The sequence below is a fragment of the Enterobacter sp. EC_50 genome, assembly GCF_019584525.1.
GTDB lineage: Bacteria > Pseudomonadota > Gammaproteobacteria > Enterobacterales > Enterobacteriaceae > Enterobacter > Enterobacter roggenkampii.
Map to the genome: position 1 here is coordinate 117,663 of NZ_VDAF01000015.1, position 25,157 is coordinate 142,819.

A 25,157-nucleotide genomic window follows, 5' to 3' on the forward strand; every position below is an offset into this window, starting at 1 on the left:
TGAATGAACGCGTAGGTCGGGTAAGGCGCAGCCGCCACCCGACATAAAAAAACGGGCCAATAGGCCCGTTTTTTACTGACTGTCTTTCTGGATCTTCTTAATGATGTTGGTGGTGGAACACCCATCTTCAAAGTTGAGCACCATCACCTCACCGCCGTTGGCCCAGACCTCTTCGCTGCCCGCGATTTGCTCCGGCTTGTAATCGCCGCCCTTCACCAGCAGGTCCGGCAGAATACCGGCAATCAGGCGCTGCGGCGTGTCTTCTTCAAACGACACCACCCAGTCCACGGCTTCCAGCGCGCCGAGCACGATCATACGCTGCTCAAGCGTGTTCACCGGACGCGTTTCACCCTTCAGGCGCTTCGTCGACGCATCGCTGTTCACCGCCACAATCAGGCGATCGCCCAGCTTACGCGCATTCGCCAGATACGACACGTGGCCCGCGTGCAGGATGTCGAACACACCGTTGGTCATCACCACTTTTTCACCGCGCTTGCGCGCGGCAGCAACGGCCACTTTCAGCTCCTCTTCGGTCATGACGCCAAAGCCGGTGTCCGCACGGCCGCGCACCGCGTTTTCCAGCTCGATTGGGGAAACGGTTGAGGTACCGAGTTTACCGACGACCACACCTGCCGCGGCGTTGGCGAAGTAGCACGCTTCTTCCAGAGAGTTCCCCGCCGCCAGCGTCGCCGCCAGCACGCCGATCACCGTGTCGCCGGCACCGGTCACGTCGTACACTTCCTGCGCCTGGGTTGGCATATGCAGCGGCGCCTTGCCCGGCTGCAGCAGCGTCATCCCCTGCTCGGAGCGGGTCACCAGCAGCGCAGATAATTCGAAGTCAGTAATGATCTTCATGCCGCGCTCAACCAGCTCTTCCTCGGTTTTGCATTTGCCCGCCACCGCTTCAAACTCGGAGAGGTTTGGCGTCAGGAGGGTTGCGCCGCGATAGCGCTCAAAGTCGGTGCCTTTCGGGTCGATCAGCACCGGTACGCTGGCCTTACGCGCCAGCTGGATCATCGTCTGCACGCTGGCCAGCGCGCCTTTCGCGTAGTCGGACAGCACCAGCGCGCCGATATTGCCCAACGCCTGGTTAATGCGCTCGTGCAGCGGCTCGGGATCAACGCCTTCGAACCCTTCTTCAAAGTCGAGGCGGATCAGCTGCTGGTTACGTGACAGCACGCGCAGCTTGGTGATGGTCGGGTGGGTCGGAACAGAAACGAAGTCACACTTCACGTTCACGTCCGCCAGCGACTTGCTCAGCGCGCGCGCCGCATCGTCGATACCGGTCAGGCCAACCAGACGCGAGTGCGCGCCCAGAGAGGCTATGTTCATCGCCACGTTTGCCGCGCCGCCGGGACGCTCTTCAATGGTGTCGACCTTAACCACCGGTACCGGTGCTTCCGGAGAGATGCGGCTGGTCGGCCCATACCAGTAGCGATCCAGCATCACATCCCCAACAACCATTACTCCAGCACGTTCAAACTCTGGCAGTGTTACTTTCATTCCTGACTCCAGAAAGATTCACAATTTGCGCGCGATAATATCACACTTGATTTGTTACGCACGGTTCCACCAGCCACTTCTGCCAGCTGGCCGTTACCTGAGCGCGCTCTGCGACAAAACAGTCCAGCGCCACGTGCCCCGGCTGCTCCTGTAGCGCCAGGTGATGCAGCTCGTCGCGCAGCGTGGTGTAGGCGCGGGTTAAGGCCTGCGCCTCCTGCTCGTCCATGATGTCGTTTTGCGCCAGCAGCTCCAGAATGCGCACGTTATCCGACCAGCGGGTCAGCTTCGGCTTGTCGTGCGCGTGGAGCAGCACCAGATACTGAGTAATGAACTCAATATCGGTAATCCCGCCCTCGTCGGCTTTGATATCAAAGCGATCGCGGTGTTTATTACCCAGGTGCGCGCGCATTTTCTCGCGCATCTCGCGCACTTCCGTCTGCAGCGTACTGCCCTCGCGCGGGGTGGTCATCACATCCTTACGGACGGCATCGAACTGCGTTTTGAGCTGCGGATCGCCATACACCACGCGGGCGCGCACCAGCGCCTGATGCTCCCAGGTCCAGGCTTCATTCTTCTGATAATCGGCGAAGGACTCCGTTGAGGTGACCAGCATACCCGCCGCGCCGGACGGACGCAGGCGGGCATCGACTTCATACAAAATTCCCGACGAAGTGCGGGTGCTGAACAGGTGCATGATGCGCTGGGCCAGGCGCAGATAGAACTGACGCCCGTCAATCTCGCGCTCGCCGTCGGTCATCACGTCGACCGGGCAGTCATGCAGGAAAATTAAATCCAGATCGGAGCTGTATCCCAGCTCCCAGCCGCCGAGCTTGCCATAACCGACCACGGCAAAGCCCCGCCCCTCACGGTCAGCAAGGTGCTTCGGCTGGCCGTAGCGGGCCACCATCTGCACCCATGCCTGCTGCACGACCGCGTCGATGATCGCTTCCGCGAGCCATGTTAAGTGATCGCTCACTTTCATTACCGGCAGCGTTCCGGCGATATCCGCCGCCGCCACGCGCAGCATCTGGGCCTGCTTAAACTGACGCAGCGCCTCCAGCTGCTGCTCTTCGTCCTCTTCCGGCACGCGCAGCAGATACTGACGCAGCTCGTCACGGTAGGCATCCGTCGCCGTGGGTTGATACAGGGTGTTTGGGTCGAGCAGTTCATCCAGCAGCAGAGGGTAGCGCGCCAGCTTGTTGGCCACCATCGGGGAGGCGGCGCAGAGGGAAATCAGGTGCTTCAGCGCCCCCGGAAACTCGCTCAAAAGCTCAAGGTACGTGGTGCGCGTGATGATCCCGCTCAGCAGCGGCATCATGCGCGACAGCGGCACCGGCGCATCCGCCCGCGAGCAGACCTCGCTCAGCAGGTGCGGCATCAGGTGATCCAGCACCTGACGGCCGCGCGGGCCAATGGCGCGCTTGTTCAGCTCAAGACGGAAATCGGCAATCAGCGCCACCACGCGATGGCGCGCGTCGTCGGTTAAATGCGTCAGCACCGGCGTGGTGTCATCTTCCTGGAGCGCGTCCTGCCACAGCTCGCGCCAGTGCTCGGAAAGGGCATCGTCCTGCGATTCGCTTTCGTCATCACCGATCAGCTCGTTGAAGATGCGGCGCACGCCTGCCATATGGGCATCGAGCCGTTCGGTCAGCGTTGACCAGTCATCCACGCGCATCCCCCAGGCCAGACGCGCCCGGTTAAGGTCATCCCCCGGCAGGGTCTGGGTCTGTTCGTCGTTGATGCTTTGCAGCAGGTTTTCCAGACGGCGCAGGAAAAGATAGGCCTCGCGCAGGGTTTGCGCGTCGCCGTCCGGCAGCAGGTGAAGCTGCTCAATGGCGCTCAGCGTCGGGAGCAGCGAGCGAGACTGTAGCGACGGCTCGCGTCCGCCGCGAATCAGCTGGAAGACCTGGACGATAAATTCGATTTCGCGAATGCCGCCCGCGCCGAGCTTGATGTTGTCCTTCAGACCGCGACGGCGCACCTCACGGGCGATCATCCCTTTCATATTGCGCAGGGACTGGATGACGCTGAAGTCGATATAGCGACGGAACACGAACGGGCGCAGCATGGCACGCAGCTCGTTGGCGTAGGCGTCATCGCTGTCGCCCATGATCCGCGCTTTGACCATCGCGTAACGCTCCCAGTCGCGCCCCTGCTCCTGGTAGTAATCTTCCAGCGCGGCAAAGCTCAGCACCAGCGGCCCGCTATCGCCGAACGGACGCAGGCGCATGTCCACACGGTAGACAAACCCGTCCTGCGTCGGCTGATCCAGCGCCTTAATCAGACGCTGACCGAGGCGGGTAAAGAACTGGGCGTTGTCCAGCTCGCGACGGCCGCCGCGCGTGGAGCCGTTCTCAGGCCAGGCGAAAATCAGGTCGATATCGGAGGAGAAGTTCAGCTCGCAGCCGCCCAGCTTGCCCATCCCCAGGATCAACAGCGGCTGAGGAACCCCTTCCTCGCTGCACGGCGTGCCCCACTCTTTACAGCAGGCGGCGTAGAGCCAGTCGCGCGCGGCGACAATCAACGTCTGCGCCAGCTCGCTTAACTGCTGCAACGTACTCTCTTCACTCACCAGTTCCAGCGCCTGCGCCAAGGCAATGCGCACCATCACACGACGGCGGAACTGACGCAGGACGCGCATCAGCGTCGCCTCATCCGCGACGTCTTCAAGCGCGGCCTGCAGCCAGGCGGCATAGTGCCGCCACTCGTCCGCCTGCGGCGGTGCGTTCTCAAGCTCCGCCAGCCAGTCCGGGTAGACGGCAATGCTTTCCTGCACAAAATCACTGAAGACGAGCACGCTTTTCGCCTGCTCGCTTAACGATGACGCCGGTAATGACTCAGGCAGACGTTCGCAAACGGTCTGCCACTGCTGCTGTAACGGTGAAGAAAGCGGCATTCTAAGGGTTCCTTGCCAGAGTTAACGTTTTCCGCTGTGCAGCCAGTACGGCTCCTGCGAAATGGCCTCGTTACGGAAATGCTCTATCTCAATATGCTGACGGGTTTCGATGGCATGCTTCAGCCCCTGCCAGTTTTCCAGCCACGCCTGCGCCTGTGGCCCGTCGTAGGCACCGGAAAGGAGCAGCATGCTGTCGATGTTGCGCGAAAGACGGGGAAGCTGATCGCCATACTTATCGCCGAGCGGATACGCAAAGGTGCTCTTCAGTTCGGCCGCATGACGGGAAAGATGAATATCTGCGAAACGCTTAAAGTTTTCCGCGATTTTGGCCTCGGCTTTCGCATCCAGGAAGGCGCGCCAGCCGCGCGTCACCAGAAACTCGGTCAGCGCCAGTTTTGCCGAAGCGGCTTGCGGACTGTAGATCGCCGTTTGCGCAGATACGTCCGAGAGCATCAGCGTTTCGGTTTGCGTCAGCAGATCACGTAAGTGAGCGCTCGCTTTGCGAGGAACAATACCGCCGAAGAGCGTCAGGGTATGGCGCACCAGGGCAATGGCCGCCAGCACGTGGGATTTGGCGTTTTTCACATTTCGTAACCACAGCTCTTCATGGTACTGCCACTGAGAAAGCGCCAGCTCCAGCGCGGCTTCCAGCCCCTGCTCAACGCTGGCTTTCGGCGCAACGCGCAAAATGGTCGTCTCTTTCAGCACGCGCGGCGCATTTCCGGCGGCCAGATGGTAACCCCGCGCGGCTTTGCTCAGGCTCCCCTGGCGCAATCCGGACTGGTTCACCAGCCTGCGCGCCAGCTTCAGCACGTCATTTGCGTCCCCTTCCAGCAGCTCAAGCTCCAGTTCGCAGATCGGCTCCTGGTACTCACCCGCCTTCACCTCACCCAGATCGAGGGCGATTTCGATGCGGCTTTTACCTTCCGTCACCAGCCATTTCTCGCGCCAGAAATCGGTGCTGAACAGCGGCTGCACCTGCTCCGCAAGCGTGGCAGGCAACTCGCCTTCCGGCCAGACTTCCGCCGGAAAACGTTCCAGCTCAAGTTCTGGCTGACTGATGTCGATATTGTATTCCGGACGCTGATGTAACCCGCCGACCACGCGGCCGGCAATTTTCATCGTCATCTCGTAGCGCCCACTCGCGCCACGGATGCGCAGCCCCATATCGTGGCGGCGTAGCCAGTTATCCGGCGTTTCGTAATAGATATTAAGCAGTTGTACCGGTGCATGGTGTTCGCCGGAGAGCGTATGCAGATGCTGGCGGAGTGCGTCAACGCTGTCTTTTTCGACGATAAATTTTAATTCGATTTCCTGAGCCATAGCCTTGTACTTTTGCGGGCGTCACAGACGCGTCAATGAGGGCGAACTTCCTCGCCATTTGTTTGTCAGTACATAGTATTTTGCGCCAAATTGCCATGCAATGAGCAATTTGACGGGCGTAAATGTGTAGAGTCGTGACACAGATGATTCTGATTGCTGATGAATGCTTTGCGTAGAGACACTGTTGCCACTACTATCGTTCCACTATTTATGAAAATAACGACTAATGATGCTTAAATTACGCCTGATTGGACTTACTTTACTCGCTTTTAGCGCCGCAACCGCAGTGCACGCTGAAGAGAAGCGTTACGTTTCTGACGAACTGAACACCTGGGTACGCAGTGGCCCCGGAGATAATTATCGCCTCGTGGGCACGGTAAATGCCGGCGAGGAAGTCACCTTGTTACAGACCAACGCGGACACCAACTACGGTCAGGTTCGCGACAGTTCTGGCCGCACGTCCTGGATCCCGCTGAAAGAGCTGAGCACCGTGCCAAGCCTGCGCACCCGCGTACCGGATCTGGAAAATCAGGTGAAAACCCTGACCGACAAGCTGAACAATATCGACGGAACCTGGAACCAGCGTACCGCCGAGATGCAGCAGAAAGTGGCGCAGAGCGACGGCGTGATTAACGGCCTGAAAGAAGAGAACCAGAAGCTGAAAAACGAGCTGATTGTCGCGCAGAAGAAAGTGAATGCCGCCAACCTGCAGCTCGATGACAAACAGCGCACCATCATCATGCAGTGGTTTATGTATGGCGGCGGCGTGCTGGGCGTCGGCCTGGTGCTGGGTCTGGTTCTGCCGCACCTGATCCCAAGCCGTAAGCGTAAAGATCGCTGGATGAACTAATTCGTCTTCTCTGCCAGACTTACGTATCATTCTGGAAAAGAGAAAACGGGAGTGTCAGGCGTGAAGAGTTATCTGGTCGGTGGTGCGGTACGTGATGCGTTGTTAGGTCTGCCGGTCAAAGATAAAGACTGGGTGGTGGTGGGCGCCACCCCGGAAGAGATGCTCGACGCGGGCTACCAGCAGGTAGGCCGCGATTTTCCCGTGTTCCTGCACCCGAAAAGCCGCGAAGAGTATGCCCTGGCGCGTACCGAGCGGAAATCGGGTTCGGGCTATACGGGCTTCACCTGCTATGCCGCGCCGGACGTCACGCTGGAGGACGATCTCCTGCGTCGCGATCTCACCATTAACGCGCTGGCGCAGGACGAGCACGGCCAGATTATTGACGCTTATGGCGGCCAGGACGATCTGCGCAACCGTCTCTTACGTCACGTCTCCCCGGCGTTTTCTGAAGATCCGCTCCGCGTGCTGCGCGTGGCGCGTTTTGCCGCGCGTTACGCCCATCTCAGCTTCCGCATTGCCGATGAGACCATGGCGCTGATGACCGCCATGACCGAGGCGGGCGAGCTTGAACACCTGACGCCAGAGCGCGTCTGGAAAGAGACCGAGAATGCGCTCACCACGCGTAACCCGCAGGTCTTTTTCCAGGTGCTGCGCGACTGCGGCGCCCTGAAGGTGCTGTTCCCGGAAATAGACGCGCTGTTTGGCGTACCGGCTCCGGCGAAATGGCATCCGGAGATTGACACCGGCGTGCACACGCTGATGACCCTGAGCATGGCGGCCATGCTCAGCCCTGACGTGGACGTGCGCTTTTCCACCCTGTGCCACGATCTCGGCAAAGGCTTAACGCCAAAAGAGCTCTGGCCTCGGCACCACGGGCACGGTCCGGCAGGGGTGAAGCTCGTCGAAGGGCTGTGCCAGCGCCTGCGTGTGCCGAACGAAATCCGCGATCTGGCGAAACTGGTGGCCGAATTCCACGACCTGATCCACACCTTCCCGATCCTGAAACCGGCCACCATCGTTAAGCTGTTCGATAACATCGACGCCTGGCGCAAACCCCAGCGCGTGGAGCAGATCGCGCTCACCAGCGAGGCTGACGTGCGCGGGCGTACCGGGTTTGAAGCCTGTGACTACCCGCAGGGACGTTTACTGCGTAAAGCCTGGGAGGTAGCCAAAGCGGTGCCGACGAAGGACGTTGTCGAGGCGGGATTCAAAGGCCCGGACATTCGCGAAGAGCTGACGAAACGGCGGATTCAGGCGGTATCAGAGTGGAAGGAAAAGCATTGCCCTCAGCCAAAAGACTGAGGGCAGTCGGTCAGAAGAAGACCACGTACACCGCAGCGGCAACGATAAAGCGGTAGATCGCGAACGGAATGAACGAGATACGCTTAATCAGCTGCAGGAAGGTTTTGATGGCAATCAGCGCCACGATAAACGCGGTGATGAAGCCGACGGCGAACATCGGAATGTCGCCCGTGGTGAGGAAACCGATGCTTTTATAGAGGTCAAGCGCGGTGGCGCCCATCATCATCGGCACCGCCAGCAGGAATGAGAACTCTGACGCGGCGTAACGGCTTACGCCCATCAGCATCCCGCCGGAAATGGTTGCACCTGAACGGGAGAAGCCCGGCCACAGCGCCAGACACTGGAAGCAGCCAATGATAAATGCCTGACGATACGTCATATCGTCCAGCCCTTCCGCGCGCGGCGTTTTTGGCTTCAGCACTTCCGCGGCGATCAGCAGGAAGCCGCCCACAACCAGCGCGTACATCACGTTAATCGGGTTAAACAGCGATTTGATGGCGTCGTGGAAAACCAGACCCAGCACCACCGCCGGGATCATCCCGAGCAGAATATGGATCAGCGACAGACGGCCTTTACTCATCCCTTCGTGCTGCGGCGGGCGGCCAAAATGGATACCGATCAGGCCAAACAGACGGCGCCAGAACATCACCACCACCGCCAGAATCGAACCCAGTTGGATAACCACTTCGAACGTTTTGGCGGTATCGCCTTCAAAGCCCAGCAGATGGCCAACGATAATCATATGGCCGGTACTGGAAACCGGTAAAAACTCCGTCAATCCTTCGACCACACCCAGTATTGCCGCCACCAGCAGCGAGTGCATATCGCTCATCTATAAACCCCTAAAAAAATATAAAAAAAACGGTCGCCCCAACGGCTACCGTGAAAGATACAGCTTTAAGACCGGTATAACCTAAAATGGTTTAGCTATTATGACGTTAAATCTTCCCTTTCAGATTTGTGCCACGCTCGATAATGACGCCCACGTTGGCCGCGCGCGCCACCGCGCCCGGTTTGCTCAGCTTGATGCGCACCCACGGTGAGTTGAATTTTTTCAGCAGCAATTCTGCGACTTCTTCCGCCACCCGTTCGACCAGCGCAAAACGTTGCCCTTCCACGTGGCCGATGACCGTTTCACTGATGTCGGCGTAGCTAAGACAGTCGTTCACGTCATCGCTTTTTGCCGACTTGCGGTTATCCCAGCCCATTTCGATATCGAACACCAGCTTCTGCTCGATGGTCTGTTCCCAGTCGTAAACACCAATAGTGGTGATTACCGAAAGTTGCTCTATAAATACAATATCCATCACGACCTGCCTGCTTTTTGGCTAAACCGGATACCACTTCCGGCGAATTATGCGTATTATCCACAGATGCTGAGAATACAGATACATTTTCAAAACGGAACAGCGTTATGAGTGCAATCGCGCCTGGAATGATCCTCCTCGCCTATCTTTGCGGCTCAATCTCCAGCGCCATTCTGGTCTGCCGCATCGCCGGGTTACCTGACCCGCGTGAAAGTGGTTCCGGGAATCCGGGAGCGACCAACGTACTACGAATTGGCGGCAAGGGAGCAGCCGTAGCGGTTTTGATTTTTGATGTTCTGAAAGGGATGCTACCCGTCTGGGGCGCGTATGCGCTGGGCGTCACGCCGTTCTGGCTGGGGCTCATTGCGATTGCTGCCTGTGTCGGCCACATCTGGCCCGTATTCTTCGGTTTTAAAGGTGGTAAAGGTGTGGCGACCGCCTTTGGTGCCATTGCGCCTATCGGCTGGGATTTAACCGGCGTGATGGCTGGCACCTGGCTGCTCACCATTCTGCTGAGCGGCTATTCGTCGCTGGGCGCGCTCGTCAGCGCGCTGATCGCCCCGTTCTACGTCTGGTGGTTCAAACCTCAGTTCACCTTCCCGGTATCGATGCTCTCCTGCCTTATCCTGCTGCGTCATCACGACAATATTCAGCGCCTGTGGCGTCGTCAGGAGACCAAAATCTGGACGAAGCTCAAGAGGAAGAAAAAAGACGCTCCGTAAGGTTAGTTATGCCTTATAGCCAAATGTGATTTTGGTCACCTTCTGCCTGTGGTAACTGTTAATGACACAACACAACCACATAAGAAGAAAATGGCAGAAATCACAGAAACAACTCCCCTTTCAGCGGCAGGAAAACGCTCCGATGGCGACATCCAGTGGGTGCGCAGCGCATCGGATGTTTCACGCCTCGTTAATGATGGTTCTCAGGGCCGGGCCAATGCTCGCATCGTGATCGGTATCGCGCTGGGCGGGATTTTCCTCGATGCCTACGATCTGGGCGCGCTGGCCTTCGGCATAAAAGATATCACCCGCGAATTTGACCTGACGCCCGCCGGTACCGGCATGGTGGCGTCCGCCATTACGTTTGGCGCGATTGTCGGGGCGCTGCTCGGCGGTTATCTCACGGATAAAATCGGGCGCTATCGCGTCTTTATGGCCGACATGCTCTTCTTCGTGGTGGCCGCCATCGCCTGTGCGCTGGCCCCGAACGAATATGTGCTGGCGGGTGCCCGCTTTGTCATGGGGCTTGGCGTCGGGATCGACCTTCCCGTGGCGATGGCATTTTTAAGCGAGTTCGCCAGGCTAAAAGGCCCCGGCAATAAGGCCTCCAGCGTCGCCATGTGGTGCCCCACCTGGTATGCCGCCATCAGTATCTCCTACCTGCTGGTGCTCTTCTTCTACGCCGTGCTGCCGGAAAGCCACAGCGACTGGCTGTGGCGCCTGATCCTTGGCTTCGGCGCGGTACCCGCGCTGGTGATTATCGCCATCCGCAGCCGCTATATGAGCGAATCGCCAGTCTGGGCGGCAAATCAGGGCAACCTGAAGGAGGCGGCGTCTATTTTGCGTCAATCGTATAACATCAATGCCCACGTGCCGCAGGATGCGCTCAGCCAGCCAGCTCCCGTCGTGAATAAAGCGAAATGGTCCAACTATCTGAACCTGTTCCGCGGCGTCTACTTACGCCGCACGACGCTCGCCACGCTGCTGTCCGTCGTCTCTTCGTTCGCCTATAACGCGGTGGCGTTTGGTCTGCCGGTGATCATCTCCAGCTTCTTCGTCCAGTCGATGCTGACCACCATCCTGATTTCTCTGGTGCTTAACCTGCTGTTTGCCTTCGTTGGCGGACTGCTGGCGGTACGCTACGTGCCGCGCTTCGGCGCCTGGCGGATGTCGCTGGCGGGTTACGCCTGCCAGATGGTCGCGCTGCTGGGCCTGGGGCTGATTGGTCGTCCGGAAGGCGCCACCGAAGGCGTGCTTGCCGTGGCAATGCTGGCGCTCTTCCTGTTCGGCCAGGGCTTCGGCCCGGGCGCGCATACCATGACGTTTGCCTCGCTGAGCTACCCGACCTCGCTGCGCGGCGTCGGCGTTGGCCTTAACCAGACGCTGATGCGCAGCAGCTCGACGCTGTCGCTGTTCCTGTTCCCGCTGCTGGTCGCCTCGCTGGATACCGCCGTGTTCTGGGTGATTGCGCTGGCGCCGTTTATCGGCCTGGCCTCGCTGCTGGCGATCCGCTGGGAGCCGTCGGGGTATGATGTGGATGCGGAGGATTACCGCTAGCCTTTCCTGCCGGGTGGCGCTGCGCTTACCCGGCCTACATTGCGCATTCTCTTGTAGGCCCGTGCAAGCGTAGCGCCGCCGGGCGATTATCAAAAGTTTGAAACCGGCTCATATGAGCCGTTTTTTTATCCATAAGCGACTCATATGACAGCCTTCAATTCTGCCAGGGCATACTGAAACGACCCCGATGATGCGCAGATGGATGCAGCATGTTAGCAGCTCAGGTCACTGATAATCTGTACAAAGGCTGGCAGGCGTCGCTTGCCCTGCAGTTTTGTCACACCCCTGAGAAAACCCTCCTGCACTCCGCTCATCACGTCGGGCCGCTTACCGTTCAGCGTCCGTTTTACCCTGAAGGCGTGACCTGTCACCTTTACCTGCTGCACCCGCCGGGCGGGGTTGTGGGCGGCGATACGCTGGACATTTCCGTTCGGCTGGACGCCAAAAGCCACACGCTTATCACCATGCCCGGCGCCAGCAAGTTCTATCGCAGCAGCGGCCCGCAGGCGCGTCTGAGCCAGCATTTTTATCTCGATGAGGGATCAACGCTGGAGTGGCTGCCGCAGGACACCATTATCTTCCCCGGGGCGAATGCCGCGCTGCGCTCCGTCTTCCACCTGAAGGCCTCCAGCACGCTGCTGGCGTGGGAGCTGTACTGTCTGGGACGACCGGTAATCAATGAGACCTTCAGCCACGGCACGCTGGAGAGCCGCCTTGAGGTGTGGGTGGATGACGAACCCCGCCTGATAGAGCGCCAGCACCTCGGCGACGGCGATCTCACGCCCGTTGCCGGACACCCGTGGATCGGCACGCTGCTGTTCTATCCGGCCAATGAAGAACATCTCGACACGGTGCGCGCGCTGCTCGCGCCTCTGGGCCATTTTGCGGGGGCAACGCTCACCGACGAGCTGCTGTCGGTGCGTTTTCTCTCCCACGACAACCTGATTTGCCAGCGGGTGATGCGCGATATCTGGCAGTCGCTTCGCCCGCTTCTCACCACCAAAACCGCCTGTTCGCCGCGTATCTGGCAGACATAAGAGAAACGTTATGGAACTGACCCCCAGAGAAAAAGACAAGCTGTTGCTGTTTACCGCCGCGCTGGTTGCCGAACGCCGCCTTGCGCGCGGGGTAAAGCTCAATTATCCGGAATCGGTCGCGCTGATCAGCGCCTTCATCATGGAAGGCGCGCGCGATGGCGAAACCGTCGCCTCGCTGATGGAGGCGGGCCGCCACGTCCTGACGCGCGACCAGGTGATGGAGGGCGTGCCGGAGATGATCCCGGACATTCAGGTGGAAGCCACCTTCCCGGACGGATCCAAGCTCGTCACCGTCCACAACCCGATCGTCTAAGGAGCGCGTGATGATCCCAGGCGAATACCAGATCCAGCCCGGCACGATTGCGATCAACGTCGGGCGCGAAACCCAAACCGTGATTGTCGAAAACCACGGCGACAGGCCGATCCAGGTCGGATCGCACTATCACTTTTACGAAGTCAACCCGGCGCTGAAGTTTAACCGTGAGGCGACCCGAGGCTACCGGTTAAACATCCTGGCCGGCACCGCCGTGCGCTTTGAGCCCGGCCAGAAGCGGGAAGTGACGCTGGTTCAGGTCTCGGGTGCGCAGCGCATTGTCGGCTTTCGCGGCGAGGTAATGGGCGAGGTGAAACATGGCTGAGATTTCGCGCCAGGCTTACGCCGATATGTTCGGCCCCACCACCGGCGATAAGGTGCGGCTGGCCGACAGCGAGCTGTGGATTGAAGTAGAAGATGATCTCACGATCTACGGCGAAGAGGTCAAGTTCGGCGGCGGGAAGGTGATCCGCGACGGTATGGGTCAGGGGCAGATGACCGCAGACGACTGCGTGGATCTGGTGCTGACCAACGCGCTGATCGTCGATCACTGGGGGATCGTGAAAGCCGATATTGGCGTCAAGAACGGGCGAATCTTTGCCGTCGGTAAAGCCGGGAACCCGGACATCCAGCCCGGTGTGACGATCCCGATTGGCGCGGCGACGGAAGTGATTGCCGCCGAAGGGAAGATCGTTACCGCTGGCGGGATCGACACCCACATTCACTGGATCTGCCCGCAGCAGGCGGAAGAGGCGCTGGTCTCCGGCGTCACCACCATGATCGGCGGCGGCACCGGTCCGGCGGCGGGCACCAACGCCACCACCTGTACGCCGGGGCCGTGGTATATCGCCCGCATGCTGCAGGCTGCCGATACGCTGCCGGTGAATATTGGCCTGCTCGGCAAGGGGAACGGCTCCAACCCGGCGGCCCTGCGCGAGCAGATCGCCGCGGGCGCCATCGGGCTGAAGATCCACGAAGACTGGGGCGCGACGCCTGCGGCGATCAACTGCTCGCTGGAGGTAGCCGAAGAGATGGACATTCAGGTGGCGCTGCACAGCGACACGCTGAACGAATCCGGGTTTGTCGAAGATACGCTGGCCGCCATTGGCGGGCGCACCATCCACACCTTCCACACCGAAGGGGCGGGCGGTGGCCACGCGCCGGATATCATCACCGCCTGCGCGCACCCGAATATTCTGCCCTCCTCCACCAACCCGACGCTGCCCTACACGGTCAATACCATCGACGAACATCTCGACATGCTGATGGTTTGCCATCACCTCGATCCGGATATCGCCGAGGACGTGGCGTTTGCCGAATCCCGCATTCGTCGGGAGACCATCGCCGCGGAAGACGTGCTGCACGATATCGGCGCGTTCTCGCTCACCTCGTCAGACTCCCAGGCCATGGGCCGCGTCGGGGAAGTGATTATCCGCACCTGGCAGGTCGCGCACCGCATGAAGGTCCAGCGCGGCGCGCTGCCGGAAGAGACCGGCGAGAACGACAACTTCCGCGTGAAGCGCTACGTCGCCAAATACACCATTAACCCGGCGCTAACCCACGGTATCGCCCATGAAGTGGGCTCGATTGAGGCGGGCAAGCTGGCAGATCTGGTTGTCTGGTCTCCGGCGTTCTTCGGCGTCAAGCCCGCCACCATCGTCAAGGGCGGGATGATCGCCTGCGCGCCGATGGGCGACATCAACGCTTCAATCCCCACGCCGCAGCCGGTGCATTACCGCCCGATGTTTGGATCGCTGGGCGCCGCGCGCCACGCCACACGGCTGACATTTATCTCGCAGGCCGCCAGTGCGAACGGCATCCCGCAGCAGCTCAACCTGCAGAGCGCCACCGCGGTGGTGAAAGGCTGCCGGACGGTGAAAAAGGCGGACATGATCCACAACGCTCTGCAACCGAACATCACCGTTGATTCGCAAACCTACGAGGTGCGCGTCGACGGCGAACTGATTACCAGCGAACCGGCTGACGTTCTGCCGATGGCGCAACGCTATTTCCTGTTTTGAGGAGTGATGATGATTTATCTGACCCAACGCCTGGACCACGCACACCCGACTACCGCCAGCGTCACGCTGCCGATTGACGTGCGGGTGAAAAGCCGCGCCCGCGTAGCGCTGAACGACGGCCGCGAAGCCGGGCTGATGCTGCCGCGCGGCCTGCTGCTGCGCGGGGGGGACCTGCTGACCACCGACGACGGCAGCGAAGTGATCGAAGTGATCGCCGCCCCGGAGTCGGTCTCCGTGGTGCGCTGCGCCGATCCGTTCCTGCTCGCCCGCGCCTGCTACCACCTGGGCAACCGCCACGTGCCGCTGCAGGTGATGCCCGGCGAGCTGCGCTATCACCACGATCACGTTCTCGACGATATGCTGCGCCAGTTTGGGCTGGAGGTGACCTACGCCAGCCTGCCGTTTGAACCGGAAGCGGGCGCGTATGCCAGCGATGCCCACAGCCATAGCCACGCTCACGCCCATTCACATTAAGGATCCATCATGCGCAAGTTACTCCCCCTGTTACTGCTGGCTTTTTCCGTTCCCGCGCTCGCGCATCCCGGCCACGGTGCCGACAGCTTTCAGGCCGGTTTTTTCCATCCGCTGACCGGGCTCGATCATCTCCTGATGCTAGCGGGCGCAGGCGTGCTCTCGGCACTGAGCGGCCGCAAGCTCCTGCTGCCGTTTGCCACCCTCGGGATGATGCTTGTCGGCGCCATCGCGGGCAGCCTGCTCGGCGGCTTTAGCGGCATGGAGATGCTGATTATCGCCTCGCTGGCGGTCAGCGGCGTGATGATGTTTAAGACTGAAAACCGTCTGCTGCTCGCGGTGCCTGCCCTGGCGATGTTCCACGGCTGGGCGCACGGCGTGGAGATGTCCGGCCATAGCTTCTGGCTGTTCACCAGCGGGTTTATGTTCGCCAGCGCAACGGTGCTGTGCGCCAGCTTTGCCGCTGGGCTGCTGCTGCGCCGTCACGACGGTCTGCGTAAAACCTTCGGCGGCGGGCTGATCGTCTCCGCCCTGCTGGCGCTGATGAGCTGATGGAGCACGCCCGCCAGTGGCTGCGCCTGATGCAGCTCTCCAGCAGCAGCCTGCCGGTCGGGTCGTTTACCTGGTCGCAGGGGCTGGAGTGGGCCGTGGAGGCGGGCTGGGTCGCGAACGTCGACGCCTTTAAACGCTGGCAGATCCAGCAGATGGAGCAGAGTTTTTTCTGCGTCGATCTGCCGCTGTTTCACCGTCTCTGCCAGGCCTGCAATCGGAACGACCTGGCGACGGCCAGACGCTGGACGGCATACCTGCTCGCCTGTCGGGAAACGCGCGAACTGCGCGAAGAAGAACGCAACCGCGGAGCGGCCTTTACGCGTCTCATCAAAAGCTGGGAGCCGGACTGCCCGGCAGAATGGCTGGCGCTGTGCAGGCAAAGCCAGCTTTGCGGCATGGCGTGGCTCGGCGTGCGATGGGGCATTGACGTGCGCGAGCTGGCGCTGAGCCTCGGTTACAGCTGGATTGAGAGCGCGGTCATGGCAGGCGTCAAGCTGGTGCCGTTTGGGCAGCAGGCCGCGCAGCAGCTGATTATCGAACTGAGCGACCATTTTGCTGCCGGGCTTGAACAGGCCTTTTTACGTCGCGACGACGCGCTGGGAGCAGCTACGCCGCTGTCCGCCATCGCCTCCGCGCGCCACGAAACCCAATATTCACGACTATTCCGTTCCTGAGGAGTCAACATGGCTGATTACAAACATCCCCTGCGCGTGGGCGTGGGTGGCCCGGTAGGGTCGGGCAAAACCGCGCTGCTGGAAGCGCTCTGCAAGGCAATGCGCGACACGTATCACCTGGCGGTGGTGACCAACGATATCTACACCAAAGAGGATCAGCGCATCCTGACCGAGGCGGGCGCGCTGGCGCCGGAGCGCATCGTGGGCGTGGAGACCGGCGGCTGCCCGCATACCGCTATCCGCGAAGACGCCTCGATGAACCTGGCGGCGGTGGAAGCGCTCAGCGAGAAGTTCGGCAATCTGGATCTAATCTTCGTGGAAAGCGGCGGGGACAACCTGAGCGCGACCTTCAGCCCGGAGCTGGCGGATCTGACCATCTACGTGATTGACGTGGCCGAAGGGGAAAAAATTCCGCGCAAGGGCGGGCCGGGGATCACCAAGTCCGATTTTCTGGTGATTAACAAAACCGATCTCGCGCCGTACGTGGGGGCGTCGCTGGAGGTGATGGAGCGCGACACCAACCGCATGCGCGGCGAGCGTCCATGGACCTTTACCAACCTGAAAGCGGGAGACGGTCTGGGAACGATCATTGCGTTTCTGGAAGAGAAAGGGATGCTGCGGGTGTAGTGCGGGTTATTGCCGGGTGGCGGCTTCGCCTGACCCGGCCTACGGTTTTGTAGGCCCGGTAAGCGCAGCGCCACCGGGCAAAAAAACTCACGCCTCAGGCAGTTCCGCCAGCGGCCAGCGCGGACGCACGGACACGCTCAGGTCAGACGTTGCACCAGCGTTCAGGCGCACCATACCGGCGTAGGCAATCATCGCCCCGTTATCGGTACAGAATTCCGGACGGGCGTAGAACACTTCCCCACGACGCTTTTGCATCATCTCGGCGAGCTTCGCGCGCAGCGTGCGGTTGGCGCTGACGCCGCCCGCCATCACCAGACGCTTGAAGCCGGTCTGATCCAGCGCGCGCTTGCACTTGATCATCAGCGTATCCACCACCGCATCTTCAAACGCGCGGGCGATATCGGCGCGGGTCTGCTCGCTGTCGTCGTTATTGCGGATGGTGTTGGCCGCGAAGGTTTTCAGCCCGGAGAAGCTGAAGTCCAGCCCCGGACGGTCGGTCATCGGACGCGGGAAGACAAAGCGCCCTTCCGTTCCCTGCGCCGCCATTTTGGACAGCATCGGGCCGCCTGGGTAATCCAGCCCCAGCAGCTTGGCGGTTTTGTCGAACGCTTCACCGGCAGCGTCGTCGATTGACTCGCCCAGCAGCTCGTACTTGCCAATCCCCGTTACGCTGATCAGCTGGGTATGTCCACCGGAGACCAGCAGTGCCACAAACGGGAATTCAGGCGGATTCTCTTCCAGCATCGGCGCCAGAAGGTGCCCTTCCATATGGTGAACCGGGATGGCCGGCACGTCCCACGCGAAGGCCAGCGAACGGCCAACCGTCGCGCCGACCAGCAGCGCGCCGACCAGGCCCGGACCCGCGGTGTAGGCCACGGCATCAATATCGGTTGAGCTCAACCCGGCCTCTTTCAGCGCTGCCTGAATCAGGGGAACCGTTTTACGCACATGGTCACGAGAGGCCAGTTCAGGCACGACGCCGCCGTAGTCAGCGTGCAATTTCACCTGACTATACAGTTGGTTGGCCAGAAGCCCTTGTTCGTCGTCGTAAATGGCGATGCCGGTTTCATCGCAGGATGTTTCAATACCCAGTACACGCATGACTTGTTTTACCTCGTTTCAATACCGCGCAGTGTAGGGTCAATGACCCGACTTGTAAAACTTTGTTCGCCCCTGGAAGAAGGCTCGTGTATACTCCTCACCCTTATTAAAGTCCCTTTCAAAATCGCATCGGTGCTTTACAAAGCAGCAGCATTTGCAGTAAAATTCCGCACCATTTTGAAATAAGCTGGCGTTGATGCCAGCGGCAAACCGAATTTATTAAAGGTGAGAGTTACATGCCGGTAATTAAAGTACGTGAAAACGAGCCGTTCGACGTAGCACTGCGTCGCTTCAAACGTTCATGCGAGAAAGCAGGTGTTCTGGCTGAAGTTCGTCGTCGTGAGTTTTATGAAAAACCAACGACCGAACGTAAGCGCGCTAAAGCTTCCGCTGTGAAACGTCACGCGAAGAAACTGGCTCGCGAAAACGCACGCCGTACTCGTCTGTACTAATTGGTTGAGGGCCTCAGCCCTCAATTGACAGACAGAGTAGTAGTCGTAAGGCCGTGCTTCCGGAAGGAATGCGCGGCTTGTTTTCGTTTATAAGTCGCTTAAATTTTGGGGCATATGGCCGGAAGAATCCCACGCGTTTTCATCAATGACCTGCTCGCCAGAACCGACATCGTCGATCTCATCGACGCGCGGGTAAAGCTGAAGAAGCAGGGCAAGAATTACCATGCGTGCTGTCCGTTCCATAACGAAAAAACCCCCTCCTTCACCGTAAACGGTGAAAAGCAGTTTTACCATTGCTTCGGCTGTGGTGCTCACGGTAATGCCGTCGATTTTTTAATGAACTACGACAAGCTCGAGTTCGTTGAAACCGTCGAAGAGCTGGCGGCAATGCATAACCTTGAAGTGCCGTATGAAGCTGGCAGTGGGCCAAGTCAGATCGAGCGCCATCAACGGCAAACGCTGTATCAACTGATGGATGGCCTGAATTCGTTTTACCAACAGTCTCTTAAGCACTCTGCGGCTGAACCTGCGCGTCAGTATCTGAACAAGCGCGGACTGAGCGACGAGGTCATTGCGCGTTTCGCTATTGGCTACGCCCCGCCCGGCTGGGACAACGTGTTAAAGCGTTTTGGCGGCAATAGCGAAGATCGTAAGTCTCTCATCGATGCAGGCATGCTGGTCACCAACGACCAGGGACGAAGCTACGACCGCTTCCGCGAACGGGTAATGTTCCCAATCCGCGACAAGCGAGGCCGGGTAATTGGTTTTGGTGGTCGCGTGCTGGGTGATGCCCTGCCGAAGTACCTCAACTCCCCGGAAACCGATATTTTCCATAAGGGCCGCCAGCTTTACGGCCTTTATGAGGCGCAGCAGGATAACGCGGAACCTCCGCGTCTTCTGGTCGTCGAAGGCTATATGGACGTCGTTGCGCTGGCGCAGTACGACATTAACTACGCGGTTGCGTCGTTAGGAACGTCCACGACGGCGGATCACATCCAGCTGCTGTTCCGCGTGACCAACAACGTGATTTGTTGTTACGACGGAGACCGCGCCGGACGCGATGCCGCCTGGCGCGCGCTGGAAACCGCGCTACCCTATATGACCGACGGGCGTCAGTTGCGCTTTATGTTCCTGCCCGACGGTGAAGACCCGGATACGCTGGTGCGTAAAGAGGGCAAAGCGGCGTTTGAAGCGCGGATGGAGCAGGCTCAGCCGCTCTCCACGTTTTTGTTTAACAGCCTGATGCCGCAGGTTGATTTGAGTACCCCTGACGGGCGCGCGCAGCTCAGCACGCTGGCGCTGCCGTTAATCAGTCAGGTGCCCGGCGAAACGCTGCGCATCTACCTGCGTCAGGAGCTAGGCAACAAGCTCGGCATTCTGGATGACAGCCAGCTTGAACGTTTAATGCCTAAACAGGCTGAAAACGGTGCGGTTCGCCCCGCGCCTCAGCTAAAACGCACAACCATGCGTATACTGATAGGGTTACTGGTACAAAACCCCGAGCTGGCGCCACAGGTGCCGTCGCTGGCGGGTTTGAACCACGAAAAATTGCCCGGGCTTGGCTTATTTTCAGAACTGGTTAACACGTGTTTGTCTCAGCCAGGTCTGACCACCGGACAACTTTTAGAGCATTATCGCGGCACAAAAGAGGCCGCTACCCTTGAAAAATTGTCGATGTGGGACGATATAGCAGATAAGGACATTGCAGAAAAAACGTTCACCGACTCACTCAACCATATGTTTGATTCGATGCTTGAGCTGCGCCAGGAAGAGTTGATAGCTCGCGAGCGCACACACGGTTTGAGCAGCGAAGAACGCCGGGAGCTCTGGATGATTAACCAGGAACTGGCGAAGAAATAAATAAATTTAACGGCTTAAGTGCCGAATATCGATCGGGAAGCCCCCGGCAGCCGCACTGAGAGGCAGCGGCAAAAATATAAGTACGCCCTCGCTTTAAAGGTTGGCAGCCCCATCGCCGACACCAATCAAACGAATTAAGTGTGGATACCGTCTTATGGAGCAAAACCCGCAGTCACAGCTGAAACTTCTTGTCCAACGTGGTAAGGAGCAAGGCTATCTGACCTATGCCGAGGTCAATGACCATCTGCCGGAAGATATCGTCGATTCAGATCAAATCGAAGACATCATCCAAATGATCAATGACATGGGCATTCAGGTGATGGAAGAAGCACCGGATGCCGATGATCTGTTGCTGGCTGAAACCTCCAACAACACTGACGAAGATGCGGAAGAAGCTGCTGCACAGGTACTGTCCAGCGTGGAATCTGAAATCGGGCGTACCACTGACCCGGTCCGCATGTACATGCGCGAAATGGGTACCGTTGAACTGTTGACCCGCGAAGGCGAAATTGACATCGCAAAACGCATCGAAGACGGGATCAACCAGGTTCAGTGCTCTGTTGCTGAGTACCCGGAAGCGATCACCTATCTGCTGGAGCAGTACGATCGCGTTGAAGCGGAAGAAGCGCGCCTGTCTGACCTGATCACCGGTTTTGTCGACCCGAACGCTGAAGAAGATATGGCACCTACCGCCACTCACGTCGGTTCTGAACTGTCTCAGGAAGAGATGGATGATGACGAAGACGAAGATGAGGAAGAGAGCGACGACGACAGCGCCGATGATGACAACAGCATCGACCCGGAACTGGCGCGCGAGAAGTTTGCCGAGCTGCGTACTCAGTACGAAGTGACGCGTGATACCATCAAAGCGAAAGGCCGCAGCCACGCAGCCGCTCAGGAAGAGATCCTGAAACTGTCTGAAGTGTTCAAACAGTTCCGCCTGGTGCCAAAACAGTTCGACTACCTGGTGAACAGCATGCGCGTGATGATGGATCGCGTACGTACCCAGGAACGCATCATCATGAAGCTGTGCGTTGAGCAGTGCAAAATGCCGAAGAAGAACTTCATCACCCTCTTCACCGGCAACGAAACCAGCGAAACCTGGTTCAACGCGGCTATTGCGATGAACAAGCCGTGGTCTGAAAAACTGCACGACGTGAAAGAAGACGTGTATCGCGGCCTGCAGAAGCTGCAGCAGATTGAAGAAGAGACCGGCCTGACCATCGAGCAGGTTAAAGATATCAACCGTCGCATGTCCATCGGTGAAGCGAAAGCCCGCCGTGCGAAGAAAGAGATGGTTGAAGCGAACCTGCGTCTGGTTATCTCTATCGCCAAGAAATACACCAACCGCGGTCTGCAGTTCCTGGATCTGATACAGGAAGGCAACATCGGTCTGATGAAAGCGGTAGACAAGTTTGAATACCGTCGTGGTTACAAGTTCTCCACCTACGCAACCTGGTGGATCCGTCAGGCTATCACCCGCTCTATCGCGGATCAGGCGCGCACCATCCGTATTCCGGTGCATATGATTGAGACCATCAACAAGCTCAACCGTATTTCCCGCCAGATGCTGCAGGAGATGGGTCGCGAGCCGACGCCGGAAGAGCTGGCCGAGCGCATGCTGATGCCGGAAGACAAGATCCGTAAAGTGCTGAAGATCGCCAAAGAGCCAATCTCCATGGAAACACCAATTGGTGATGATGAAGATTCGCATCTGGGTGATTTCATCGAGGATACCACCCTCGAGCTGCCGCTTGACTCTGCCACCACCGAGAGCCTGCGTGCCGCAACGCACGATGTTCTGGCTGGCCTGACCGCCCGTGAAGCGAAAGTGCTGCGTATGCGTTTCGGTATCGATATGAACACCGACCACACGCTGGAAGAAGTGGGTAAACAGTTCGACGTTACCCGCGAACGTATCCGTCAGATCGAAGCGAAGGCGCTGCGTAAGCTGCGTCACCCAAGCCGCTCTGAAGTGCTGCGTAGCTTCCTGGACGACTAACCCAGATAAACAGCAAAAAGCTCCCAATCGGGAGCTTTTTTTTTGTTTATTCCCTCTCCCTGTGGGTGAGGGCATCAGGCCGCAGAGGAGCTAAAGCCCCCGCACCATCAGCGCCTCATCCAGCTCCCGATACGCCTCTACCAGCTTGTCCAGCGTCGCCCTGTTGAGCCCGCTCGGGTTCGGCAACACCCACACCTGCGTAACGCCAATCATGATGCTCTGCTTACCCCACTTAGCCCCGCGCTGGCTGAATGCCTGCTCGTAGGCCTGCTTGCCGAGGATCGCCAGTGCGGCCGGCTGGTAGTCTTCAATCTTCTTCACCAGCTCCCGCCCGCCGCTGCGCAGTTCATGCAGGTTGACCTCGCTTGCCTGAACCGTCGGCCGCTCGACCAGCATGGTAATTCCGCAGCGCGTATCCAGCAGGTGCTGCTCCTCTTCGGGCTTGAGTAACCTGTCGGTAAACCCGGCCTGGTAGATCACCTTCCAGAAGCGATTGCCCGGATGGGCAAAGTGAAAACCGGTGTGCGCCGAGGACTTGCCCGGGTTGATTCCGCAGAACACCACCCGCAGGCCAGGGGCCAGAATGTCGTTGATCATCTTTACTCCCGCTGATACATCGTTATGGAAGTATAAAGGATTGATAATGCGTTGTTTATAAAAACAGCAGGCAGGTGTGAATGGCTGGATTGCTGCGGGGAGTTACTTTATAATTCACCGCCACGGCCCCTTAGCTCAGTGGTTAGAGCAGGCGACTCATAATCGCTTGGTCGCTGGTTCAAGTCCAGCAGGGGCCACCAAATTTTATCAGTACATACATATAGTTAGGCCACTCACGCGAGTGGCCTTTTTGTTTATTTAAATCCCGTTGGCAGCGAAATGGCAGCAGGAGTTCCATAAAAAAACCCGCCAGCAGCGGGCCAGTACGAAAGTTGTTGATGCAACCCCTCCGGATGCAGAGGTTATGATGCGCGGGGGCAACATCCTTGTACTCCAGCGCATTCCTGGACACACTGATATTAAGGTAACGATGCGCTACGCTTACTTTGCACCTGACCACCTGAACGAAGCGACATTGCTCACCCCACCAACAATTTTATAAAGCATTGTTTTTATAAGACAATATATGGAATGGGATACATTATTAGTATTGATCTGTGTACTTCTTTGCGGATTGTGGATGATTTTTCATTCAGCAAAAGCTCTTAGAAGTGGGGTCTTCGTCGGTTGGTATAAAGGCACATATGAAAACTACTACATCTACCGATCCGAAACACCTATCTACTTCTACTGGTATAACACTGTGTTTTCGCTGTTCGGCTCCTTTATGATTGGTTTAGCCCTTTACCTATTGAATGGCGATTATCATTTTTTATAGGCATCGTTGGCAGCAAAATGGCAGCAGACCTATTCACTATGCTTTCATATTTGACATTATTCGATGCAAAAACCCATAAAAAAACAAACTAACTTATTGTTTTATAAATCTTCAAAATGGAGCTCAGAATCGACAGGTCGCGGGTTCTAGTCCAGCAGGGGATACCAAATTTAAGCTGTAGAATCTGAATCGCCACGGATAATCTAGACACTTCTGAGCCGTTGATAATATAGGTTTTCATATTCAGCCGGTGGCATCTGCTCGCTCGAACCATGCCGACGCTTACTGTTATAAAACATTTCGATATAATCAAAAATATCGCTTCTGGCTTCGTCTCTCGTTCCGTAGATCCTTTTCTTAATCCGTTCGCGTTTCAGTAGCTGGAAAAAGCTTTCCGCAACCGCGTTGTCGTGGCAGTTACCGCGACGACTCATGCTGCCTTCCAGACCGTGTGATTTCAGGAACGACTGCCACTCATGGCTCGTGTACTGACTACCCTGATCAGAGTGAACCAGTACCTGCTTTTGAGGATTACGCCTCCACACCGCCATAAGTAAGGCGTTCAGGACAATCTCTTTTGTCATGCGGGGTTGCATTGACCAGCCGATAACTTTTCGGGAGAACAGGTCAACCACCACGGCCAGATACAGCCAGCCTTCGTGGGTTCGGATGTAGGTTATGTCCGTCACCCAACGCTCATCCGGTGAGTCCGGATTGAACTGCCGCTGGAGCCTGTTGGGTGTCACGATACTGGCTTCGCCTTTACGTGCTCTTGGGCTACGGTACCCAACCTGAGCTTTTATTCCGGCACGCTTCATCAGCCGCCAGACCCGGTTCACTCCGCACTGCTGTCCGGTATCACGCAGATCGAGATGGATCTTGCGATAACCATAGACGCAGCCAGACTCAAGCCAGAACTGTTTGATTTGCCCGGTCAGCATCTGATCTGTCTGGTGACGCTGCGAATGTGGCTGCTGAAGCCAGAAATAAAATCCACTCGGATGGACATCCAGAACCCGACAGAGCAAACGAACAGGCCAGCAACGGCTGTTGTCGCGGATAAAGGCGTACCTCAGTCGGACAGCTTTGCGAAGTACGCCGCTGTAGATTCAATCTGTCAATGCAACACCCCTTTCAATTATCTCTTTCGGTGTTTTGAACTTCAGTGTCTTTCTCGGTCTGTTGTTTAGCTGAGCAGCAACCAGATCTAGT

Annotated in this window: 24 protein-coding genes, 1 tRNA gene and 2 pseudogenes; 18 read left to right on the forward strand and 9 right to left on the reverse strand. The window is 58.2% G+C overall.

The window, feature by feature from the left end; all coding sequences use genetic code 11:
- Positions 1–72: 72 nt before the first annotated feature.
- Genes hldE through FHC48_RS14200 form a run of 3 tightly spaced genes read right to left on the reverse strand, consistent with a single transcriptional unit; the run spans position 73 to position 5,722 of the window.
- A complete protein-coding gene (gene hldE / locus FHC48_RS14190) occupies positions 73–1,503 on the reverse strand; it encodes a bifunctional D-glycero-beta-D-manno-heptose-7-phosphate kinase/D-glycero-beta-D-manno-heptose 1-phosphate adenylyltransferase HldE (protein ID WP_059364785.1) in 1,431 nt (476 codons plus the stop codon).
- 40 nt (positions 1,504–1,543) lie between these two features.
- Positions 1,544–4,399 (reverse strand): bifunctional [glutamate--ammonia ligase]-adenylyl-L-tyrosine phosphorylase/[glutamate--ammonia-ligase] adenylyltransferase, encoded by a 2,856-nt coding sequence (gene glnE / locus FHC48_RS14195; RefSeq protein WP_059364788.1) that lies wholly within the window; start codon positions 4,397–4,399, stop codon positions 1,544–1,546.
- Positions 4,400–4,420: 21 nt separating this feature from the next.
- Positions 4,421–5,722: an inorganic triphosphatase gene (locus tag FHC48_RS14200; RefSeq protein ID WP_059364791.1), complete on the reverse strand. Its 1,302-nt coding sequence runs from the start codon at positions 5,720–5,722 to the stop codon at positions 4,421–4,423.
- 229 nt (positions 5,723–5,951) lie between these two features.
- Between FHC48_RS14200 and FHC48_RS14205 the strand changes: the two genes are divergently transcribed.
- Positions 5,952–6,572, forward strand: coding sequence for a TIGR04211 family SH3 domain-containing protein (locus tag FHC48_RS14205; protein WP_025912514.1), 621 nt, complete (start codon positions 5,952–5,954; stop codon positions 6,570–6,572).
- A 60-nt stretch (positions 6,573–6,632) separates the two neighbouring features.
- Positions 6,633–7,874, forward strand: a complete 1,242-nt coding sequence (locus tag FHC48_RS14210) for a multifunctional CCA addition/repair protein (RefSeq protein WP_008502958.1) — start codon at positions 6,633–6,635, stop codon at positions 7,872–7,874.
- A 10-nt stretch (positions 7,875–7,884) separates the two neighbouring features.
- Here the strand turns inward: FHC48_RS14210 and bacA are convergent, their stop codons facing one another.
- Together bacA and folB are read right to left on the reverse strand one after the other, a co-directional pair.
- Complete coding sequence (bacA, locus tag FHC48_RS14215; protein WP_008502957.1) at positions 7,885–8,706, reverse strand: undecaprenyl-diphosphate phosphatase; 822 nt, start codon at positions 8,704–8,706, stop codon at positions 7,885–7,887.
- A 106-nt stretch (positions 8,707–8,812) separates the two neighbouring features.
- Entirely contained in the window at positions 8,813–9,181 is a 369-nt protein-coding gene (folB, locus tag FHC48_RS14220) for a bifunctional dihydroneopterin aldolase/7,8-dihydroneopterin epimerase (RefSeq protein ID WP_008502956.1), read from the reverse strand.
- Between the two features lie 107 nt (positions 9,182–9,288).
- Here folB and plsY point away from each other — a divergent pair, with 107 nt between their 5' ends.
- The 10 genes from plsY (at position 9,289) to ureG (ending at position 17,155) form a co-directional block, all read left to right on the forward strand.
- Positions 9,289–9,903, forward strand: coding sequence for a glycerol-3-phosphate 1-O-acyltransferase PlsY (gene plsY, locus FHC48_RS14225; protein ID WP_220418901.1), 615 nt, complete (start codon positions 9,289–9,291; stop codon positions 9,901–9,903).
- 90 nt (positions 9,904–9,993) lie between these two features.
- Complete coding sequence (locus tag FHC48_RS14230; RefSeq protein ID WP_059364794.1) at positions 9,994–11,460, forward strand: MFS transporter; 1,467 nt, start codon at positions 9,994–9,996, stop codon at positions 11,458–11,460.
- Between the two features lie 209 nt (positions 11,461–11,669).
- A complete protein-coding gene (locus tag FHC48_RS14235; protein ID WP_059364797.1) occupies positions 11,670–12,497 on the forward strand; it encodes an urease accessory protein UreD in 828 nt (275 codons plus the stop codon).
- 10 nt (positions 12,498–12,507) lie between these two features.
- Positions 12,508–12,810 (forward strand): urease subunit gamma, encoded by a 303-nt coding sequence (locus FHC48_RS14240; RefSeq protein ID WP_003862556.1) that lies wholly within the window; start codon positions 12,508–12,510, stop codon positions 12,808–12,810.
- 10 nt (positions 12,811–12,820) lie between these two features.
- Positions 12,821–13,135, forward strand: a complete 315-nt coding sequence (locus FHC48_RS14245; RefSeq protein WP_059364800.1) for an urease subunit beta — start codon at positions 12,821–12,823, stop codon at positions 13,133–13,135.
- Entirely contained in the window at positions 13,128–14,831 is a 1,704-nt protein-coding gene (gene ureC, locus FHC48_RS14250) for an urease subunit alpha (protein WP_059364801.1), read from the forward strand. The genes FHC48_RS14245 and ureC overlap by 8 nt, the downstream gene beginning before the upstream one ends.
- 9 nt (positions 14,832–14,840) lie before the next feature.
- Positions 14,841–15,305 carry an urease accessory protein UreE gene (gene ureE / locus FHC48_RS14255; protein WP_023326095.1) on the forward strand — a complete coding sequence of 155 codons (465 nt, stop codon included), beginning with the start codon at positions 14,841–14,843 and terminating at the stop codon, positions 15,303–15,305.
- Between the two features lie 9 nt (positions 15,306–15,314).
- Positions 15,315–15,854, forward strand: a complete 540-nt coding sequence (locus FHC48_RS14260) for a HupE/UreJ family protein (RefSeq protein WP_021242324.1) — start codon at positions 15,315–15,317, stop codon at positions 15,852–15,854.
- Positions 15,854–16,528: an urease accessory protein UreF gene (locus FHC48_RS14265; protein ID WP_059361079.1), complete on the forward strand. Its 675-nt coding sequence runs from the start codon at positions 15,854–15,856 to the stop codon at positions 16,526–16,528. The genes FHC48_RS14260 and FHC48_RS14265 overlap by 1 nt, the downstream gene beginning before the upstream one ends.
- Positions 16,529–16,537: 9 nt before the next feature.
- On the forward strand, positions 16,538–17,155 hold the full coding sequence (gene ureG, locus FHC48_RS14270; protein WP_008503187.1) for an urease accessory protein UreG: 618 nt from the start codon (positions 16,538–16,540) through the stop codon (positions 17,153–17,155).
- Positions 17,156–17,242: 87 nt separating this feature from the next.
- On the opposite strand, the gene tsaD is transcribed toward ureG, so the two are convergent.
- Positions 17,243–18,256, reverse strand: a complete 1,014-nt coding sequence (gene tsaD, locus FHC48_RS14275) for a tRNA (adenosine(37)-N6)-threonylcarbamoyltransferase complex transferase subunit TsaD (RefSeq protein ID WP_059364803.1) — start codon at positions 18,254–18,256, stop codon at positions 17,243–17,245.
- Positions 18,257–18,492: 236 nt separating this feature from the next.
- Between tsaD and rpsU the strand changes: the two genes are divergently transcribed.
- The 3 genes from rpsU (at position 18,493) to rpoD (ending at position 22,570) form a co-directional block, all read left to right on the forward strand.
- Complete coding sequence (rpsU, locus tag FHC48_RS14280) at positions 18,493–18,708, forward strand: 30S ribosomal protein S21 (RefSeq protein ID WP_001144069.1); 216 nt, start codon at positions 18,493–18,495, stop codon at positions 18,706–18,708.
- Positions 18,709–18,822: 114 nt separating this feature from the next.
- Positions 18,823–20,568: a DNA primase gene (gene dnaG, locus FHC48_RS14285; RefSeq protein WP_059364806.1), complete on the forward strand. Its 1,746-nt coding sequence runs from the start codon at positions 18,823–18,825 to the stop codon at positions 20,566–20,568.
- Positions 20,569–20,722: 154 nt separating this feature from the next.
- Complete coding sequence (rpoD, locus tag FHC48_RS14290) at positions 20,723–22,570, forward strand: RNA polymerase sigma factor RpoD (protein WP_008503184.1); 1,848 nt, start codon at positions 20,723–20,725, stop codon at positions 22,568–22,570.
- A 90-nt stretch (positions 22,571–22,660) separates the two neighbouring features.
- Here rpoD and mug read toward each other — a convergent pair whose 3' ends face one another.
- Positions 22,661–23,167, reverse strand: a complete 507-nt coding sequence (mug, locus tag FHC48_RS14295; RefSeq protein WP_008503183.1) for a G/U mismatch-specific DNA glycosylase — start codon at positions 23,165–23,167, stop codon at positions 22,661–22,663.
- Between the two features lie 124 nt (positions 23,168–23,291).
- Here mug and FHC48_RS14300 point away from each other — a divergent pair.
- The 3 genes and pseudogenes from FHC48_RS14300 to FHC48_RS23820 all read left to right on the forward strand — a co-directional run bounded on the left by FHC48_RS14300 (position 23,292) and on the right by FHC48_RS23820 (position 23,945).
- Positions 23,292–23,367 (forward strand) — tRNA-Ile (locus tag FHC48_RS14300).
- A gap of 164 nt (positions 23,368–23,531) precedes the next feature.
- Positions 23,532–23,669: pseudogene (locus FHC48_RS23480) on the forward strand (site-specific integrase); the annotation flags it as partial.
- 24 nt (positions 23,670–23,693) lie between these two features.
- The gene (locus FHC48_RS23820) at positions 23,694–23,945 is read left to right on the forward strand and encodes a DUF2542 family protein (protein ID WP_110915166.1); all 252 of its coding nucleotides are present in this window, start codon (positions 23,694–23,696) and stop codon (positions 23,943–23,945) included.
- Positions 23,946–24,148: 203 nt separating this feature from the next.
- Here FHC48_RS23820 and FHC48_RS14310 read toward each other — a convergent pair.
- Positions 24,149–25,042: pseudogene (locus tag FHC48_RS14310) on the reverse strand (IS3 family transposase); the annotation flags it as partial.
- Positions 25,043–25,054: 12 nt separating this feature from the next.
- Positions 25,055–25,157 (reverse strand): hypothetical protein (locus FHC48_RS23485; protein ID WP_001414958.1); only part of this gene is annotated, 103 nt, incomplete at its 5' end.